20 protein-coding genes are annotated in these 19,648 nt (G+C 39.1%); 2 read left to right on the forward strand and 18 right to left on the reverse strand.

The features are described 5' to 3' along the window. Positions 1-90: 90 nt before the first annotated feature. The 8 genes from MKL38_RS17865 to rpe form a co-directional block, all read right to left on the reverse strand. A complete protein-coding gene (locus MKL38_RS17865) occupies positions 91-570 on the reverse strand; it encodes a methylated-DNA--[protein]-cysteine S-methyltransferase (RefSeq protein ID WP_270903967.1) in 480 nt (159 codons plus the stop codon). Positions 571-581: 11 nt separating this feature from the next. After that, positions 582-902, reverse strand: coding sequence for a DMT family transporter (locus tag MKL38_RS17870; protein WP_032056956.1), 321 nt, complete (start codon positions 900-902; stop codon positions 582-584). Between the two features lie 149 nt (positions 903-1,051). Continuing rightward, positions 1,052-2,047 (reverse strand): cation transporter, encoded by a 996-nt coding sequence (locus MKL38_RS17875; protein WP_270903968.1) that lies wholly within the window; start codon positions 2,045-2,047, stop codon positions 1,052-1,054. A 28-nt stretch (positions 2,048-2,075) separates the two neighbouring features. After that, on the reverse strand, positions 2,076-2,831 hold the full coding sequence (locus tag MKL38_RS17880) for a copper resistance protein B (protein WP_270903969.1): 756 nt from the start codon (positions 2,829-2,831) through the stop codon (positions 2,076-2,078). Further along, positions 2,818-4,752 (reverse strand): copper resistance system multicopper oxidase, encoded by a 1,935-nt coding sequence (locus tag MKL38_RS17885; protein ID WP_270903970.1) that lies wholly within the window; start codon positions 4,750-4,752, stop codon positions 2,818-2,820. The genes MKL38_RS17880 and MKL38_RS17885 overlap by 14 nt, the downstream gene beginning before the upstream one ends. A 40-nt stretch (positions 4,753-4,792) precedes the next feature. Continuing rightward, on the reverse strand, positions 4,793-5,188 hold the full coding sequence (locus MKL38_RS17890; RefSeq protein ID WP_270903971.1) for a hypothetical protein: 396 nt from the start codon (positions 5,186-5,188) through the stop codon (positions 4,793-4,795). A 103-nt stretch (positions 5,189-5,291) separates the two neighbouring features. Further along, positions 5,292-6,113: a Cof-type HAD-IIB family hydrolase gene (locus MKL38_RS17895; protein WP_270903972.1), complete on the reverse strand. Its 822-nt coding sequence runs from the start codon at positions 6,111-6,113 to the stop codon at positions 5,292-5,294. A gap of 356 nt (positions 6,114-6,469) precedes the next feature. After that, positions 6,470-7,156, reverse strand: coding sequence for a ribulose-phosphate 3-epimerase (rpe, locus tag MKL38_RS17900; RefSeq protein ID WP_003655878.1), 687 nt, complete (start codon positions 7,154-7,156; stop codon positions 6,470-6,472). A 184-nt stretch (positions 7,157-7,340) separates the two neighbouring features. Between rpe and MKL38_RS17905 the strand changes: the two genes are divergently transcribed. Next, positions 7,341-7,613, forward strand: a complete 273-nt coding sequence (locus MKL38_RS17905; protein WP_270903973.1) for a DUF2218 domain-containing protein — start codon at positions 7,341-7,343, stop codon at positions 7,611-7,613. Here MKL38_RS17905 and fghA read toward each other — a convergent pair whose 3' ends face one another. The 6 genes from fghA to MKL38_RS17935 form a co-directional block, all read right to left on the reverse strand. Continuing rightward, positions 7,614-8,459: an S-formylglutathione hydrolase gene (gene fghA / locus MKL38_RS17910; RefSeq protein WP_270903974.1), complete on the reverse strand. Its 846-nt coding sequence runs from the start codon at positions 8,457-8,459 to the stop codon at positions 7,614-7,616. Beyond that, entirely contained in the window at positions 8,428-9,879 is a 1,452-nt protein-coding gene (locus MKL38_RS17915) for a C13 family peptidase (protein ID WP_270903975.1), read from the reverse strand. The genes fghA and MKL38_RS17915 overlap by 32 nt, the downstream gene beginning before the upstream one ends. A 136-nt stretch (positions 9,880-10,015) precedes the next feature. Beyond that, the gene (locus tag MKL38_RS17920; protein WP_270903976.1) at positions 10,016-10,807 is read right to left on the reverse strand and encodes a class I SAM-dependent methyltransferase; all 792 of its coding nucleotides are present in this window, start codon (positions 10,805-10,807) and stop codon (positions 10,016-10,018) included. 11 nt (positions 10,808-10,818) lie between these two features. Next, on the reverse strand, positions 10,819-11,484 hold the full coding sequence (gene tsaB / locus MKL38_RS17925; RefSeq protein ID WP_270903977.1) for a tRNA (adenosine(37)-N6)-threonylcarbamoyltransferase complex dimerization subunit type 1 TsaB: 666 nt from the start codon (positions 11,482-11,484) through the stop codon (positions 10,819-10,821). 136 nt (positions 11,485-11,620) lie between these two features. Beyond that, the gene (locus MKL38_RS17930) at positions 11,621-12,148 is read right to left on the reverse strand and encodes a gamma carbonic anhydrase family protein (RefSeq protein WP_270903989.1); all 528 of its coding nucleotides are present in this window, start codon (positions 12,146-12,148) and stop codon (positions 11,621-11,623) included. Between the two features lie 19 nt (positions 12,149-12,167). After that, positions 12,168-12,797: a CoA pyrophosphatase gene (locus tag MKL38_RS17935; RefSeq protein WP_270903978.1), complete on the reverse strand. Its 630-nt coding sequence runs from the start codon at positions 12,795-12,797 to the stop codon at positions 12,168-12,170. Between the two features lie 114 nt (positions 12,798-12,911). Between MKL38_RS17935 and MKL38_RS17940 the strand changes: the two genes are divergently transcribed. Then, positions 12,912-13,460: an NUDIX hydrolase gene (locus MKL38_RS17940; protein WP_270903979.1), complete on the forward strand. Its 549-nt coding sequence runs from the start codon at positions 12,912-12,914 to the stop codon at positions 13,458-13,460. 55 nt (positions 13,461-13,515) lie between these two features. Here the strand turns inward: MKL38_RS17940 and filF are convergent, their stop codons facing one another. The 4 genes from filF to filC are packed head-to-tail and all read right to left on the reverse strand — an operon-like array spanning position 13,516 to position 19,640. Continuing rightward, on the reverse strand, positions 13,516-15,468 hold the full coding sequence (gene filF, locus MKL38_RS17945; protein WP_270903980.1) for a putative pilus system protein FilF: 1,953 nt from the start codon (positions 15,466-15,468) through the stop codon (positions 13,516-13,518). 18 nt (positions 15,469-15,486) lie between these two features. Then, positions 15,487-16,782 carry a putative pilus assembly protein FilE gene (gene filE, locus MKL38_RS17950; protein WP_270903981.1) on the reverse strand — a complete coding sequence of 432 codons (1,296 nt, stop codon included), beginning with the start codon at positions 16,780-16,782 and terminating at the stop codon, positions 15,487-15,489. Then, positions 16,776-18,440, reverse strand: a complete 1,665-nt coding sequence (filD, locus tag MKL38_RS17955; RefSeq protein WP_270903982.1) for a putative pilus system OmpP1/FadL family transporter FilD — start codon at positions 18,438-18,440, stop codon at positions 16,776-16,778. Before filD ends, filE begins: the two co-directional genes overlap by 7 nt. A 12-nt stretch (positions 18,441-18,452) precedes the next feature. Further along, on the reverse strand, positions 18,453-19,640 hold the full coding sequence (gene filC, locus MKL38_RS17960) for a putative pilus system protein FilC (RefSeq protein WP_270903983.1): 1,188 nt from the start codon (positions 19,638-19,640) through the stop codon (positions 18,453-18,455). Positions 19,641-19,648: the final 8 nt, after the last annotated feature.

A 19,648-nucleotide genomic window follows, 5' to 3' on the forward strand; every position in this document is an offset into this window, starting at 1 on the left:
AAAAAGCGATGCAATAAAGCACCGACCTTATAAAATATCATTGTGAACAGCTTAGTAGAAAAGTCTAAAAAAATCGAGCGCAAAAACGGCTCATTGTTGCTCTAGTTTTAATAAAATATCTTTCTTATCAAGCCCACCAGCAAAACCAACTAAAGCTCCCCCCGCACCAATGACTCGGTGACAAGGTGCAATAATGGAAATCGGGTTTTTGCCATTTGCCGCGCCCACTGCTCTCACCGCTTTTTCATTGCCAATTTGAAGTGCAATATCTTTATAACTTCTTGTTTCCCCATAAGGGATGGTCAGTAAAGCAGACCAGACCTGCTTTTGAAATACGGTTCCTTCGAAATCGAGTGGTAATGTAAACTCACGGCGTTTACCTTCAAAATATTCTTTTAATTGTTGTTCGGTCTTTAATAATACTGGATGCTCAAGTTGTTCGACTAGCTCGGCCAGTCGAACACGTTTTGGATTTTCATTGTCCCAAAGTATTGCCACCAAAGCATTTTCATTCGCAACCAGCTTTAATTGCCCAACAGGTGAATTGATATACTTATAAGACAGCAACATAATTTATTCTCTTAGGAAGGCGATGAAATTTTCATTAAAACCAAACCTGACACAATTAATACGGCGGCAATCATTCGCATAGCGCCAACAGGCTCATGAAGAAAGAAAATACCGACTAGAAATGACCCGATTGCGCCAATTCCTGTCCAAACCGTATAGGCAGTGCCAAGAGGTAAAGTTTTCATGGAAATTGAAAGTAGAACTACACTCAAAATCATAAAAACTACGGTAATAACACTAGGGGTTAAACGTGTAAAACCTTCAGACATTTTCATAGAATATGCCCAAATGATTTCAAATACACCTGCTAAAATTAAAATAGCCCAAGCCATAACATTCACTAATTTTTATAGCGTCAGGTCGTCCCGACATGATGTCCCATTATGGGGGAGGTCGTTCCTCCTTTATGTGAGGACTCAGTTTACTTTAAAATAAAAAATGAAGGCAAACCCTGACACAAGCTTACGTCTATCAGAAAATATTATTCATTTTTTAACTGTAAAATTTTTCGTGCACCATTTAAAACAAACAAAACAATAATCAATCCAATCATTAAATCAGGATAACGCGAACCTGTAATGGCAACCAATATTCCCGCGACAATGACACCCAAGTTGACGATGACATCATTTGCAGAAAAGATATAACTCGCCTTCATGTGTGCCCCGCTCTCCTTATGATCTCTCATTAAATAAAGACAAGTAATATTCGCCGCAAGGGCTAATCCACCAATTAAAATCATTAAAATTGAAACAGGTTCACTGCCATATATAAAGCGGCGCAGGACATCAATTAACACAATTATGGCTAAGCCGAACTGCAACCAACCAGAAAGATGTGCAGCCTTTAATTGAGCATTAAGATTTTTACCTACCACAAATAAGGCAATACCATAGATTGCAGCGTCTGCGAACATATCGAGTGAATCGGCGATTAACCCTGTCGATGATGCAATGATGCCTGCCATAAACTCAATGACAAACATGACCCCATTAATGAGTAACAACCATTGTAAAACTTGCTTTTGTGCTGCATTCATTGAAGAACTGGCTCTAACCTTTTTAGGTTTTTCAACAGGTTCATAATGTGGCTGCGTTTGTTGTAACTCGGCTCCTAATCCTAAACGTTGTAGGCTTTGGGTAATCATTTCAGCTTGAGCACTGTGATAAATCGCCAAATGGCGTGCCGGTAAGTCAAAATTAAGTTCCTGAATATCGTCAGCGTAAGAGGCTAAAGCCATCCGTACCATTTGCTCTTCGGCTGCACAATCCATGTGAGGAATATGATAATAACTCACCCATTGGCTCTTCTTAGCCCCGAGTTCACTGGGCGTAGAATACTCCTGAGAAGGCATGCTTGAGCACCCGCAGCTAGAGCTACTTTTACTTAAATGTATTTGATTCTCTTGTTTTTCTAAAGCCATCTGTGCACCATAACTGACACAAAAAACAATGCCATTAGTATAAACCAATGGCATGTCGTTAAGCTTACTTTTTGTTCTGCAATTAGAATTTAAGTGTTAACCCTGCTCCATAATACCAACCATGTTCAGAGTCGGTTCCAGTTTGCCAAGCAGTTTGTTTTAAGCCTTTTTCATAGCCATAACCGATATCAACAAATGGCATGACCTTTTTGTTGATTTCATAACGGGTTTGAAAGCCTGCTTGTAAACTCGATAGACCTGTTTTACTGGCATAGCGAGATTCATCTTGCAAAACAACATCTGCTTTTAAATAAGGTTTACCAATTAACTTTTGGGTAAAGAGTAAGTCTCTTTCAGTTTCTAAGCTTAGCTTCCACAACTGATCTTCACCGGCATAGAGATAGGCATCGGTTTCAAAAAAGTAAGGTGCCATGCCATGTAAACCAACTACACCAGCCCAGCGATCTTGCTTTTGGTCTTCCCGCTGTAAACGCTCGTAATTTACCCCAGCCTGTACATCCCAACAATCAGCTACATTTCGGCTGTAAAGTAATGAGCCACCGTAATTAGTATCTTCTGACTCGGCCTTTTCAACATGAGCTTTGATAAATAGTTTGTTTTCATCAGTTCCCACCCAACTTTCTAATTCAGAAGAAAAACTACCTTCCCCTTCTTCATTTTGAGTCCAGCCCGTATCAATCGTAGTCGCCTGATAAACCTGACCACCATGTTCGCGTAAATGATCATGTGTTAAAGGTTCTTGAGCAAAACTAAATATAGATACGCTCGAGAAAGCACTGCAACATATCATTTGAGAAAATAACTTAGTGATGCGCATGACTAGCTCCTTTCTCATTTTCAGATTGAACAGGTGCTTGAGATGCTGGTTGTGCCCCATCATTCACTTGAGCCACAATCAACTTATTCATCATTCCGGCACTCATGTGATAGAGCAAATGACAATGAATCGCCCATTCTCCTAATGCATCGGCTGTCAATAACGCAGTAACTGTCTTTCCTGGTGGAACAATAACGGTATGTTTATTTGGCAAGTTTTCAGCTTGTTGACCATTTTCCAATTGCATGAACATGCCATGTAAATGCATTGGGTGAGCCATCATGCTGTCATTTACAAACTTCAAGCGAATACGTTCACCATATTTAACTTGCAATGGCTCAGCTTCGCTAAATTTCTTGCCATTAATGGTCCAGATATAACGCTCCATGTTTCCGCCTAAACGAATGACTAACTCTCGTTCCGGCGCACGGGTGTCTGGTTGAGGTGTTAAAGATTGCAAATCACTATACTGCAATGCTTTCATACCGACTGGTGTTGAAGCATTTGCCCAGCCATACACCGGCTCATCTTTTTTAACTGTAGTTTTAGGTTGAGCAGGCATCTCATGATTCATATTCATCATAGCGTGATCATGCTCACTAGATGGCTTTGCCTGCATATCGTGTTTCATTTCAGGCATAGCTGACATGTCGTGCTTCATTTGCATCATGGAATGATCATTTTTGTCAGATGACATGTCTTTCATGCCATGGTCCATGTTCATCATTGCATGATCATGATTGGCATGGCTTGTCTCTGTTTTCATTTCAGGCATGTTCGACATGTCATGCTGCATATTCATTTGATGGCCAGCATGTACATCACTCGCTCCATCACCATGACTCATGCCCATATCATCCATGGTTAACAAAGATCGCGGACGGGGCTGTGGCATTTGAATTGGACCAACCGCCTGAGTATTTTCATCATGCAAAGTACCGATAGCAAAGCCACTACGGTCAATTGACTCAGCCTCAATCTGATAATTTGCCTGTTTAGGTTCAACAATCACATCGTAGGTTTCGGCTGTGCCAATACGAAACTCATCAATTGCAACAGGTTTTACTGGCTGCCCATCTGCACTCACGACTGTCATTTTCAAGTTTGGAATTCTGACATCAAAAAATGACATGGCAGAAGCGTTAATGAAACGTAGTCGGACTTTATCGCCTGCCTTAAAATCACCTGTCCAGTTTTGCTGCGGTGTCTTACCGTTGACTAAGAAGGTATAACCCGTCACATCAGACATATCGGTTTTTAACATCCGCATCTGGTTCCACATCGAACGATCTTGCCAAGTTGCTTTTAAGCCTTGAGCTTTAACCTGCTTCCAGACATCAGATACGGTTTCACGGCGATTTTGATAATACTCAGCAGATTTTTTCAAATTCTTCATAATGCTATCGCTAGAAGAATTATGAAAATCTGAAAGCATCACAACATAGTCACGGTCAGTTTTTTCATGGGCTACAACTGGTGTTCTCCCTTTCGGGTAAATCACGAGTGGGCCATATAAGCCATCTTGTTCTTGGCCTTTACTGTGGGCGTGATACCAGTAAGTGCCGTTTTGTTTCACCTTAAAGCGGTAAACAAAATCTCCGTTTGGAGCAATTCCTTTGAAATTATTAAAACCCGGTACACCATCCATTAAGCCTGGCAATAACAAACCATGCCAGTGCAAAGACGTATCCTGATTCTTTAATTGGTTATGCACATGAATAACAGCATCATCTCCTTCTTCAAACTCAAGGAGTGGTGCTGTAAATTTTCCATTTACGGTAATTCGTTTTAGCGGTTGACCAGTAACATTGACCTGTTGTTCATTAATATTAAGGTGATATTCCTTAATTGCCGCGAGAGACCATGGTGAAACCAATAGCCCAAATACAGCGACTAAGCTGCTAATTGTTTTATGAGACATTGCTGTAATCCTTTTTAATTAAAAAATAAGTAAGAAAGGATTAAGCTTTAGGAGGACGTAAAATTTCTTGCCAGTATCCGGCTAAATGCTGAGCCTGATAAATACTGCTAAATTGGGACGATATTGGAATAAATGATGATTCAAGGTCTGGGACCGCTTGTTGCAGAGCCAGATTCACGATTTGGCAATGTACGGGGTTACAGTCCTTACAATGCTCACCGTGCGAATGAAGAGACTGGGTCATGGTTTGATGACATACAGTCTGATCATCTGCTTGAACATGTACAGAGTGATCAGTCATTTTTTCACTATGACATGGCATCGTGCGAAGATCATGCTGCATAGGCGTCTGAGCAATAGACACACCACTCCACCCAATGACCAAAGTCATTAGGAACACAAACCAAGCATACTTGCGTAGGTGTTGTAGGGCCATTGTCGTTTATTGCCTAGAGCAAACGGATAATCTTCATAGTACTAGCATAACCAAGTTTCTACTGATATACAATTTTCAACTCTAGGCAATTGATCTTCATCAATTAAGAAAATGGAGCTTGATGCTTAAGCATTAAATCGATCACTTGCAATGCACCCTCTTGCTCATTACTCGCAGCCCCATAAGGTGCTACTGCTTTTAAAGCTTCTACTGCATTTTCAACCGCAAACCCATAACCCACTGCTTTAATCATCTGGATATCATTATTATTATCGCCAATCGCAACGACTTGATCAGGTTCAACCTTCCATTTTTCTAATAGAAGCTTCAAACCATGTGCTTTATGCTGGTCAGGAAGAATAAGATCGATAAAGTCAAAACCACTTGAAACGGGAACTAATAATTGATCTGCAACAAAACTTTGCTGCTGAAGATCTTGAAAAATAGCAAAACTTTCGTTTTTCTGAGCAATAAAAGTAATTTTGCACACTAAATCATTTAATGCATAAAAATCCTCTACAACTATTAGCTTTTCGAAGTATCGAGCGACCTTAGCATAGTCATCGGCTTGCATAGACTTGTGTACATAAGCACTCTGCTTTCCGCAGACCACCATTTTAGATGTATAGGTTGAATCAATTGCTTTTAATGTCTCAATAAATTGTTGCTGACTTAAATGAGCAAAAGCTATTTCTTGCCCTGCATCTACAACATGTGCGCCATTTTCTGCAATAAAAGCAATTTCATGACTAATTTCTGGAAAGTAGGTAACAAGCTTTGCGAGTTGGTTACCACTGGCAACCACAAAATGAATATTATTTTGTTTGAGTTGTTCGTACTGTTTTAAAAAACGTGCTTTGTTGTACTGCTTCTTAGAATTAAGAAAAGTCCCATCCATATCTACCGCTAAAATTTTTATCGTCATTAATTATCTAGATCTCTTACTAAAATCTTATTAAACCAAATTTAGCTTTATTTTTCATGACACTTTTACAGTTTTACATCTATATATCTATTAAAAGTCCTACACACGATATTATCGTTTTTTGCACAGGTTATTTTTTAGTAAAGCTTAATAAAAAATCAGGTAATAAAATATCCAACCCGCATAAAAAAAGAACGCCAAAACGTTCTTTTTTCATACATTCAGCCTAGAGAATAAGCAGTTGATCTAATTTTGTTTATTTTACCAACATCTTATCCATATGGTTATCAACACAGTTATCCATACAGTTATAAACAAAGTTATCCACAAGCCTATCCTTGATTAAGCATACTTTTTTAAGCGTCGACACTACCTACTTTCGCAAGCTCTGCACGCATTTGATCAATTACAACTTTATAATCTGGTTGACCAAAAATGGCTGAACCAGCCACAAACATATCTGCACCAGCTTCTGCAATTTCACGAATATTTGCAGGGCCAACACCACCGTCCACTTCTAAACGAATATCACGGCCACTCGCATCAATAATTTTACGAGCTTCACGCAATTTTTCTAAGGTCATTGGAATGAACTTTTGCCCACCAAAGCCAGGGTTCACACTCATGATTAAAATTTGGTCAACTTTATCAAGTACGTAATCTAAATAATGTAATGGTGTTGCAGGGTTAAATACTAAACCAGCTTTTGCACCACCTGATTTAATCAGCTGTAATGAACGGTCAATGTGATGAGAGGCTTCTGGATGAAACGTAATAATATCAGCACCAGCTTCCAAAAAATCTCCAATAATGCGGTCAACCGGAGACACCATTAAATGCACATCAACAGGCGCTTTAATTCCATAATTTTTTAAAGCCTTACAAATGCCAGCACCAAAAGTTAAATTTGGAACATAGTGGTTATCCATTACATCAAAATGCACTACATCTGCACCTGCGGCTAACACTTTGTCTACATCTTCGCCTAAACGAGCAAAATCGGCAGATAAAATAGAAGGAGCAATCAAATAAGGCTTGGACATAAGTGGATGACCTGGCTAAGAGTTTAAGGAGAGGCTTAAAATTATAACAAAAAACCGTCTACTTGGCCTGCTCTTCCTTGCTCAAATCGCAACATTTCAAACTTGCAACGTAACGTTGCAACATTAGAATGCTAAGCGCTAAATGAATTTGTTAAGGTACATTAAAGTAATGTGAGGATTGATAATGAAAAGCACAACTCATCTATTAACAAATGATGGTAAACGTATTGCAAAACGTCTAGTTAATCATTGGAAACACAAATTTGAAGTACAAGAGGCTGAACAAGATTTCAAAATTTTAATGCCTACAGCAACCATTACGCTTGCACCAGAAACAGAGCAGCTAAACGTTGCTATTGATAGTCAGCTAGATGACCATGACCACTTAGAAAAAGTCGTGCTTGATCATCTAAACCGCATGGCTCAACAAGAATTTCAGGTGGAATGGCAGCATTAATTAGCCATTTACCTTTTCTAACTGGATTGCATGAAACTGTAAATGCTCATCCATAAAGGTTTGAATAAAGTAATAACCATGATCATAGCCAGCATGTTGTCTTAAAGTTAAAGGCTGTCCTGCTTTTAAACATGCTTGCTTAAATTTTTCAGGGTGAAGCTGTTCATAAAATTGGTCATCCAATCCCTGATCAACCAAAATTTCATCAAACACTGCACCATTTTTCAAGACTAAAGCTGTGGCATCATGAGCAAGCCAGCTTTCGCGATCTGTACCTAAATAATGACTAAAGGCTTTGTCTCCCCATGCACATTCAGTTGGTGCACAGATCGGAGCAAAAGCAGATACCGACTTAAACTTTTCAGGATATTTAAAAGCCAAAGTTAAGGCGCCGTGGCCACCCATTGAGTGCCCAAAGATACCAACTTGTTGAGCGTTTACAGGAAAGCTTTTCAAAATGAGTGGATATAACTCATCAATCAAATAGCTTTCCATTTGATAATGCTCAGACCAAGGTGTTTGCGTTGCATTAATATAGAAACCTGCGCCTTGACCTAAATCCCAATTATCCCCTGCAGCAACCAGCTCTCCACGAGGAGAAGTGTCCGGTGTAATCAGTATTAAACTTAACTGTGCCGCCATATGTTGTGCATGTGCTTTTATGGCAAAGGTTTCTTCAGTACAAGTTAAACCTGCCAAATAAAACAAGGTTGAACAAGCTTTACCTTCTAATGCAGCTGGTGGCAAATACACGCCAAACTTAGCTGGCCCTTTTAATAACTTAGATTCAAATTGGTAAACACGTTGCTCACCTTCAAAGCAGCGGTTTTTTTGCAGAAGTTGCATCGTTTTTGGCCTCTGTTTTTGTTTGAGCAATATCTACACTACCAGTATTTTGCTGAGGAAATAGATACTTTTCCAATTGAGGTAGCATAAGTTCCATATTTTTACCAATCATCCACTGAGGCTCTGAAGGTTCTACACCTTGGGCCACTTCCCATTTGGTTACCGTTTGCTTAGCTGTATTAAACGAATCTTTCATCGAAGATTGCTCTCGCATAGCCAAATCAAACAAAGCTCGACCAAAATAAGTATAGTCAGCTTCGTTATTACATCCAAAAGAAGTTTTATCAGCAGCAGAGGCAGTAATAATTAAAGTATCAGGAGACTGTAAGGCAGGAATAAAGCTTCCTGAATAACAGGCAGAGATGACAATCACACGCCAGCGAATGCCAGATTTATCAAGTGTTTCACGCAACCATTTAGGGTCTACTTGCCCTAGATCTAATGGTGCATTTTCAATTTCGAAGTGATTCTGTTCACCGTGGGAAGTCATATATAGAAATAGTACATCACTATCACGGTTCATTTGCTGCCCCATACGGCGTAGGGCTAACTCGATACTGGTTTTAGAGGCAATCGGGATTTCTGTACGGGTATCTGGATTATTGACCAGCATCATTGACCGACCCACAGTACCAAAGCGAGTATCAAACTGTTCTTTAATACGGACTACTTCCGACTTGAAAACATCTTGATAGCTATCACCTGCCACGCCTAAAAAATACCAATGACTTTTTGCCTGCTCACCATATTGGACTTGCTCTAAAGAGTCATTCAGTAGCTTACTTTGTGCATAAAAAGCATCTTCCGCAAATGTTGGAGCTGAATCTTCGACCTTCCAAATCGGTTGATCTTTTACAGAAAGTTGCCACACCACCATCGTCGCAATAGTCGCAACCATGACGAGTGCACGTTCCCACCAAGGCCACTTGAGCTCGCGTGAGAAAACCCAAATCACCGCTAAACTTTGCCATACGAACAAAGCCACAAATAGGCTTGGTAAAATTCCGTTATAAATAGCATCGGGAATAAAGTTGAGATAACCGTTAGAACCTAAATACTGAATTAAACATTGAATTAATAAGATATTTGTATCTAGAACCAGCCAAAGTAATGCAGGTACTAGCATTAAGCGAGGTTGGTTGGTGCGCTGTGATAAAAATATACCGACAATTAAAGCAATAAACGGCCAAAGTGCATAACCAATTAAACCTTGTGAATTGAAATCACCGATTTGACCAGCCACAAGCCAGCTATAAAGAGAGTTAGTACATCCCCCTAAAATTCCCCAGACAATAAGCTGAAGAATTGATGGATGTACAATTTGTAAAGAACGTCTTGATCCCAAAAACAGCCACATTCCGGCAATTTGGTTGCTTTTAAAATCATGCCAAAAGTTAATGGAGGGTTTAAGATCAATCATAAAAGGTTTTCAAAAATTTCGTTTTTGTCAGGCATCTTAAGTGTATGCCTGCTAAGAATTTTAGCAATCATGCTTTTGAACTATATCACATATATTTGTGCATTATTCAAGCAATAAAACCTAACCTTACATAAGCCTACTGAAAATACGCATCAAAACGACAAGCATCTCCTTGCCATTGATGAGCTGGCTCCTGATTTGCCAAGAAAATAGCATGACGTGGGCGTTTAACCACTACACGTTTAGCAACTTTCTGTGCCAAAACCAGCAAATTATCCCCCAAATCCATTTCCCCATCTTCGGGTAAAAGTAGGTGTAAAAGCTGCATCTGTTTTTTAACTTGAGCTTGTTTTTTGATGGCTTGGTGATTCTGATCACGCTGAGGAAACATTGGGTCTAGATAAACCACATCAACCATTTGAGCTGTTTGCTGTAACTGTTGTAAATAACTTGCAGAGTCAGCAAAGATCAGTTGAATCCGATTCATAAACTGGCTTAAAAAGCTGTCTTGTTCAGCTTGTACTTTTGCATCTTCAAGTAAGGTAAATAAAATCGGATGGCGCTCAACCAATTGTATTTGTGCACCTAAATAAGCCATGAGTAAACTATCGTGACCCAAGCCTGCTGTAGCATCAACAAGTATAGGTTTTTCACCTAACTGACAAGCACGGGCAATCATTTCTGATTTAAGGCTTGCACGTTTTAAACGGGAAATTTCGGCTTTCCAATCGGGCTGCATTTTCATGCCATTTGCAGACAACCATAGCCCGTTTTCATCTACGCAAAGCGCCAAATCAGGATTTAAACGCAAAAAACGTGCATTGAGCTTTTCAACTGGCTGCAATTCTACAGTCACACCTCTAGAACAAAGCACAGCTTGGTAGTGCTGTGCTTGCTCTTGAAAATCTACTTCAAAATATATGTGCATGAGTAGTGCCTTTATTTTGCTTTACCCTGATCTGCTATTTTTTTCCATGCATCATCACGTAAATAAACTGGCAAAGCATTTTCAGCATCAACCCACTGCTTTTGCGCTGCATAGACACGTGCAATAGAAGCAATGTCTTGTGAAGTTGCAGTGATTGTTTGATGCTCTGCATCAGCTTGAAGGAGCTTCGCACCCGAACCAATTAAGCAATGCTTTGCATAAGCAGCCGCTTGCTCATAGCCCATTAATTTTTCTTCATCAATACATTGCATAATTCCATGCTCATCTAGAACAAAACTTGCAATATAAACTTCATTCATACGAGCATCGAGAACCGCAGTCACCTGTTCCAAACCTTCAAGTCGGTATGCTGCTTGTGCTAAAGCTTGCAAACTCGAAACGGGAATAACGGGTAAATCTTGTGACCATGCCAAAGCCTGAGTCACAGCTGCATTAATTCGGACGCCACTAAAAGAACCCGGCCCACGGCTAAAGGCAATCGCATCCAGACCAGCAACCTCAAGACCTGTTTGTTGTAGTCCCTGCTCAATCATCGGCAGAATGGTCTGGGTTTGTGCTTTCGCCCGCGTATCGAGTTGAAAAAACAGTTCTTGGGTTTCATCGACTAATGAAATAGAACACTGCTCATTTGCAGTTTCCAACGCCAGCAATTTCATGCACAACCTTAGTATTAAATCAGATTAAAAACGGGAGTTATGATACCCCACTCGGCTCTGATAGGCGAGTTGTTCTCTGTCTAAATAAAAATGCCAAGATTTAACTTGGCATAAAAAATATTTTGCTAAAAAAGAGTTAAAAGTAAAATTCTTTTAAATCACTATAACTTTTAAAATGTTCAGCATAATGCAATGCACTCAACCGTATTTTTGCCGCACCGTCCTCATCTAAAGTCTTAACAATTTTGCCGGGCGATCCCATCACCACCGAATTATCTGGAATGATTTTCCCTTCTGGAATTAAGGCGTTAGCACCAATAATACAATTTTTGCCAATCACTGCCCGATTTAAAATTACGGCGTTCATACCAATCAAACTATTATCACCAATAGTACAACCATGCAGCATGACTTTATGACCGACTGTGACATATTCACCAATATTGAGCTCAAGCCCAGCATCGGTATGTAATACAGAATTTTCTTGAATATTAGAAAAATTACCAATTCGAACTACACAGTTATCAGCACGGACTACCGCACCAAACCAGATACTGACTTGACGCCCCAACTCTACTTGTCCAATCAACGTTGCTGTCGGAGCAACCCAACCATCCCATGGTTCATATAATGCTTTTGGGTGCTGTCCTTGATAGCTATACATCATAATTTATCAATCCTGATCATTTATTCTTATGAGAAAATTTTGGCATGCCAAATGTTGGTGAGTTGAGTAAAAATGGCCAATCTTTCTGATGACCCAATCCATATTTAAACAAAGCAACTAACATACGAGCAGTTAAACCCCAAATAATTTCATTATCAATCTGTAAACTTGGAAAATATAAAGATTGATGAGCATAACGTACTTCGTAAGGCATGGGTCTTGTATCGATTAATTCTTGCAAAGGCACAAAAAAAATTCGATCAATTTCAGTAGGCTGAGGTATTAAGTTAACCTCTGGAGGAATAAGCCCAACAATGGGTTTTACAGATAATCCGCTTCTTGCACGTTGCATTGGCAAATCGCCGAGCAACTGTACATCAAAAGGATTTAAAGCGGTCTCTTCCTGAGCTTCTCTTAGCGCTACAACGATATTACTGGTATCACTGGGGTCACGCTTTCCACCTGGAAAAGAAACTTCCCCCGCATGGTTGTTCATATGTATTGAACGGCGTGTAAGCAGTACCTTAGGATCATTTTCATTTGTAATAGCAATCAGTACTGCTGCTTGTGCTTCTTGTATGCGGGTGGAAAAGCGCAATCTTTGCTGTAACCTTTGTGTTAGCAAGTGCTCTTCCATACCATTCACCTATTATTTTGTCTCTCTTTGCATCATATCTGAAAAATAAACTTAAGACATAGAGTTGATGCGTAAGTCTAAAAATTCAGTTATGCTGAGTCATCTCTATACTCGATGATAATTATGAGTTTCTGTGTAGCGTGTGGGCATAAAACCGAACAAAAAATTCCTTTAGGTGATCATAAAGTACGCCGTGTTTGTACTCATTGTGGCAATATTCATTATGAAAATCCCAAAGTAATCTGCGGTGCCTTAGCGTTATGGGAAGACAAAGTATTACTCTGTCGTCGTGCGATTGAACCTCGTTATGGTTTATGGACTTTACCTGCTGGTTATATGGAATTGTTCGAGACCATGGAACAAGGTGCAGCACGCGAAACTCGTGAAGAAGCAGAAGCCGAGATAGAAATAGAACAACTTTATTGTATGTACAATATTCCACGTATTGGTCAAATTTATGTACTTTTCAAAGCACAGCTGAAAGATGGAGTTTTTGGTGCAGGTGAAGAAAGTATCGAGAGTCGTCTATTTGAAGAGCATGAAATTCCATGGGGAGAACTAGCCTTCCCTAGCGTTGAACACACACTAAGACATTATTTTGAAGATCGTAAAGAACAAGTGTTCCCAACACATCTTGAAACTTTGGGTACTCGTTTAGACAATACGGGTTAATCAATTAAACAAATAAAAAAGACCGCTAGGCGGTCTTTTTTATTTGTTTAATATGTTAAGACTTAGTTTTAATTGCTTTACAAGCTGGAATAGATTGATTCGCTAATTTGATTGTTACTGTACCAAATTTACGTTGAGCCAAAGCTTTATCCGCAGCGGTTGGAGCAGGCACATCCTTAAGCGTATTATAGCTTTCTTGAGCTGCCGCATGTTGATTAAACCAAGCAGTATTAGTATCGAAATCAATGCTCGTACTATCTACCTTATTTGCCAATAAATTAAATAGATTCAATTTCGCAGGCCCCGGAGAAACGCCTACAAAAGTTACCCCAACCATCGCACCATCAATATTCTCAAATTTTGGATTAGATAAAATCATACGAACGTAAACAGACTGTTGGCTATTTGAAGGATCATCAACTGTCGCCGCTGTAGTACCAATTCGATATTGTTGTACGCCATTACTATCCACTAAACTATTTTCAGACACAGTCGCACATTGGCCTGACATATCATTTGTTGTTGAATTAGGTTTGATATCAGTACGAATATCCCCATGTTCATCAATAACAATACCTAAATTTACAGGTTGAATCGTCTTATCTGAAAAATTAAATGTCAGAGTCGCATAAAGAGGAAAAATATAACTCTCTCCCACCTTTACGTTACCAGAAGTTTTGAAAACCCTTCTCTCTAGATAACTAACAGGACTGCTTTTAACAATACTCAATATCCCATTGTAGCTATCACCATCAACATTTTGACGCCAGAGGCCATAATGTTGCGGATTACCTGTACTGAGTTTTGTTAAGTATTTATAGAATGGTTCTGTCCCTGCCACTCCATAATCATTAAAGAATTTACCTTGATAAATCTGTAAATCTTCATTCGGATTATCAGAGGCGCTTAAACGAAGTGGAGTAGTTGGCTGAATCTCACGGCTAATAGGATTTAACCAACCATTCTGTGCATTTGCATTTAATCTAGCTGGTTTAACTTTTGAGGTTAACAAATAAGGGTTTTGTACTTTATTGTTTATTACAATAGCATTACCCTTCCACTGCAAACCATATCCTAATGTATAACCTTGTCGGTCTGATAATAAATAAAACTCATCTGCTGAATGTCTTAAGTTAATTGTGTTATTAAAACATTCTTCTTGTATAGCTCTATTACACCCATAAAAGACTTGATAGTTTTGAAATATGGGACTTGAACTAGTAAATAAATTGAATGACTCAAAAATGCCAGCATTACTTAAGTTCGTTGTTTGTACAACTAACTTATAAGCTTCATCATCAGAGATTTGTCCTACATCTAACCAAGGTTTTAAAATATTCGCATACGCACCATTTTTTAATTCTGTAGCGGTTATGCTCTGAGAAATTTTAGTAAGCTGATCTTTCTTTATATCTGTAAGTTGGGTGGGTTGTATATCCCCAATCAGGTTATCACCATTTTCCACACCAATACTTTGAAAGATTTTTATTAAAGCAATCGCTACTTTAATTGTTTCATCATTTTTATCTAATGTTGCTGGAGTTTTACCTGTAACACCACTTGCTAAATCCAGCACTCTGAGATATATCGGATTGATCACTTTAGTCCTACCATTAACGGCAGTAAACTTCCCAATCGTATCCAGATTAACGTTTCCTAAGAAAACCTTTTTATTATCTTTACTCTGAACATAAAAACGTGCTGTATCTCCTACTTTGCACGACCCAATTACCGCATTTCCTGAAAGTTTAGTCGCATAATGAAAATTTGTTGCCGAACTACAATCGAAATTAATACCAGCTATCGGATAATCTAAAGCGAATTGCAAACAAGTTGTATCTTCTGCACCAGTGTCACTCGTTGTCGGTGTACAACTGCCTGAAGATAAGTTTCCGTTATTAGTGCCCGCATTCGGATCTTCACTAATATTGGAACTACCGCCACCACAACCATTTAGCATAATCGCTAATGTGGTTAGTGCAAAAGGCCATAAAACTTTTTTATTCATTAGATACCCTACTTATTTTTAACGTAATACGGAAATTTGAATTTGTCCCTGATTTGTTAACTCTTTTTCTGCAACATCTACAGCAGAAGATAAAGGTGTCATCATCATGTAATGTGCTGAAGGTGGTACTTTTAAAACACCTTGAATTGATGAGTGTTGTAACATCGTAGAAGGATAAGATTTACTCTTAAACCCACTAACTCCTTCTAAAATGCAACCCTTATTATCTAAAAAGATTACTAGAGGCCAGTAATATAGAGGCTTCTCATTACTAGCAGCAAATGACATAAATTTTAAATGCTGAACAGAAGGATTTAGCTGTACTACCTCATATTCAAATTTTTCTTTCAATGGCTTACGGGGCCATAAACTTACTTCTTTATTTATGCTAAGCGTCTTAATTGATTTGTTATAACCTTTAATAAAACATTTGTCTTGTTCAAAAGCTGCTTCTAACTCTTGCGAAGATAACCGCATATATGTTGGGGCCAATACAACAGTAGATTCGTCATCTTTAGTCTGCCGATTAAAAAGCTGATCTAAAGTTGACCGGCTCACACCTTTTTTACGCTCTATTGACTCAGTTCTTCCTAAGCCATCAGGCATAAGATAAAAACGCTTTTTACCTTCAAGATTAAATTCTTGATCTTCAAGATACTCATTATTTACATATTCTATATTATCAATCGTTGTAAATTTAGACTTATCCAGTGAAGAGACAGCTGATGGGGCTGCCTGTGATGTGCTTTTTATTGGTGGCGGAACTAAAATAAGCTTTTTCTTCCACTCATCATTAGGGGCTGATTGAAGCTTTTCATTTTCGAGAGATTTAGTTTTCTCTGCAGATGTTTTTAATTCGCTAACAGCGACCTTAGCTTCGTCAGTATTTTTCTGAGTTTTTTGCAGTGCAGTCGGTGCAGTCGGTGCAGTCGGTGCAGTCGGTGCAGTCGGTGCAGTCGGTGCAGTCGGTGCAGTCGGTGCAGTCGGTGCAGTCGGTGCAGAATTTAATTTCTTTTGTGGTTGTTGTTCTACTCTTTTCGGTGAATCTGTAGTATGCCCTTCCTCTTTAAACACTTTTTGGGCGGGAACAACTATTGTATTAGTTGTTGGAGTCTGGTTTTGTGTTTCTTCTATTTTAGAGGTGGCTTGTTTTTTCTGATCAACTCTTTTACTAGGCACAATCATAGGACGGCCATCGGGACCTATAATCGTATAGAATCCGTCTGCATAAGAAACAGAAACATTCGCTATCGCAACACATAAGGTTAAGATAGCGAAATTAGGGCTAAACATCCTTTTATACTGTTTTACCATTTTGTTCTATAACTCAAACCAAGTACTGTGACTTTTGTATTCGTTTTTACATCTAAACCTGAATAAGGGTTTAATAAAATATTATCGACACCACACTTATTCGATAGAGTACTACTACAAGCTGGAATATTGTCACGACTACGCAAGAAACCGACAGAAAGATCTAAATCTGTATCAGCATCAAAACGATAACCTACCCCTAAACCGAATAATTGCGCATTATTGATCGGAACCATGGTATTACGTTTATCATTAGGAATAGCACTAGCACGCGGTTCATAACCTGCTCGTAATTTCAAACGATCAGTTGCTGAATACTCTAAACCAATACCCCAACTCCAAGGTGAAGTAAACTTTAATGGCAATGCTAAAGAATTATCGGTCACATCATTCGATAGAAGTTTGGCAATCTTTAATAATGTAATCTGTCTATCAAATTCAAATTTAAACTTATCCCAAGCAGAATAATCCGTCCATCCAACATCAAAGTTTAATTGTAAATCTGGAAATATTTTATATTTAATACCCGCCTGAAAATGTGCAGGATACTCTAAATCCATCGCAACTAAACCTGACTCAGTATCAGGAACATATCCGGGTAGTCCAAGAATTGCAGCTAAAATTTGCCCAGTTGCCGATGAGTTTAATCCCTGAACCAACTGTTGAGGAGCTTTCGCATTATTAATCATGTATTTGCCTTTAAGACGCATCTTGGCAGCACTTTGATATACCATACCAAAGCCAAAATCATCTGTCGGCTCCCAAAGCAATCCCAAGTTATAACTAGGGCTTAATGATTGTTCTAATGAAACTTGTAATGAACCCATTTTATTAAATGGATTCATTCCTTCTTTCGTATTACAAATTCCCAATAACAACAGATCAGTAATCATATCGTTATTGTCTTTGAAGGGTGCACATACCACTTCATCAACCATACGCAGCACACCAATCATTTCATTAGGGAAACGTAAATCGGTATTTAAAGCAATCGCGTTATACGACATACCAATCGAAGCACCAATTGATAAATGATCATTTACTTGATAGCCAAAAGATGGGGATAGATATGTAATACGCTCTACGGCAACCTGTTGCCCCATATAGTTACCTGGATTGCCATTTTCTGCTCCAAAACCTGCTACTAAAGGTGCATACATTGCTGTTGCAAAGGTTACTTTTGAGCCTGGTGGTTTATAAGCTATACCTGCTGTAGGGGCAACAAGTGGGTAGCCGGCTCCCAAATCAACCATTTTTTTAAGAATTGGCACATATAAACTTGCATACTCGACATCCCCATGTACAGGCCCTTTAAAGTCTGTACAAATATTGGCAGAAACTTCTGGTCCATCATTACAAACTAGAGGATCGTCTGAATAACCAAAAATGTTGTACCCAGGAGGAGCTGAGAACTCACGCTGGATATCAAAGTTTGCAAGAATACCTTGTACATCTGTTTGTAAACCATCAATTTTCGCTAGTGCTGCTGGGTTAAAATGAACTGCACTAATCCCTGGAGGATCTGCCGTTACAGCATTCCCCATCGATAGTGAACGAATATCAACAGCTAGGTTTTGTCCTAATTGAGCATTGGCAAAGCTAGAAAAACCGGAGATAACAATTGCCGCCGTTAAAGGACATAATTTAGGATATTTCACCTGCCTATCTCCTTATTTTTGTTTTTTGTTAAAACCTAAAATATCTAGCGGGAATGACAAGCCAAGTGAAATATCTGGCGCATCTTCGGTTAAACCAATACCTACCGTACCATTAACAATCGTTTCAGGTGAAACACGGACACCAAGAGCAAAAGAGAGCATCGCACTACTTTGATCTGGAGACGTATATGAGTCGCCATTATCAAACTGGAATTCAGCATTCATATTAAAGCTTTGCTGATACGACATGGTTAGAGATACATCGTAGTTAAATGAATAAGCAAAACCGAAAGAAAAACCGCCACTAATTCCAGGGTCAAATGAGGTTAATGTACGTGTACCACGCGCCTGATTCAGACCTGTTTCTTTAAAACCATAATTGGCAGAGGCTGAAGCAAATAAAACAACGGGATCAATATATTTACGAGTACTCGCGCCCACACCAGCTGAGTAGTAACCTTTACCTGTTGAAAGTTCATCTATACCAATTTCATATGGGCTATCACCTGTTTTAGACGATAAACTACCAAAAAGCACCAAGGGTAACCGACCTTGTTTTAATGGAAAGGGTTCCCAGCGAGCACCAAGAGAAATATCCCCCAACCCAGCAGTAGTGGTATCACGAATAATTTCAGACTTTGCAACAAAAGGAAGAGTTGCTGATAAAGTTAAGTTGTCCAAGACCCCATACTGGACCGTAAAACTATTTGTCAAAGTATGGTTAGCATCTTCTTCGACACGTAAACGGTTAAGTTGAGATGAATTATCTGATAATGCTAAATCAATTCGTGTATCACGATAATAAGTGTAATCGAGGTCATAATAAGATGAGATGCCCCCTTTTTTAATTAACGAATATTGCCGCTCATTTGAAGTAAATACTTCTTGTAAATTCGTTTCTTGGCTTGCATCACCTTCTTTTTTCTGTAATGCAGTTGCCGCTTGATGCGCGCCACCATCATTGGCGGGTACCGTACTGTTATCCGCTACAGGAGTATCAGACGGCTGTACTATGCTTCCTGCTATAGCTGTATTCGAGTTTGTTGTATCTACAGAAGAACTTCCTGTGCTAGCTGCATTTACATCTTGGCTCGATCCGTCTACTTGTCCTTGCTGTACTTGATCCTCTGCATAGATTGTCCCGGTAATGGCACTGATACTTAAGGCCAATACACTCATCTTGATCCATCGATTATTCATGTTTTTCC

It is taken from the genome of Acinetobacter sp. AOR14_HL (genome assembly GCF_027855175.1).
GTDB lineage: Bacteria > Pseudomonadota > Gammaproteobacteria > Pseudomonadales > Moraxellaceae > Acinetobacter > Acinetobacter calcoaceticus.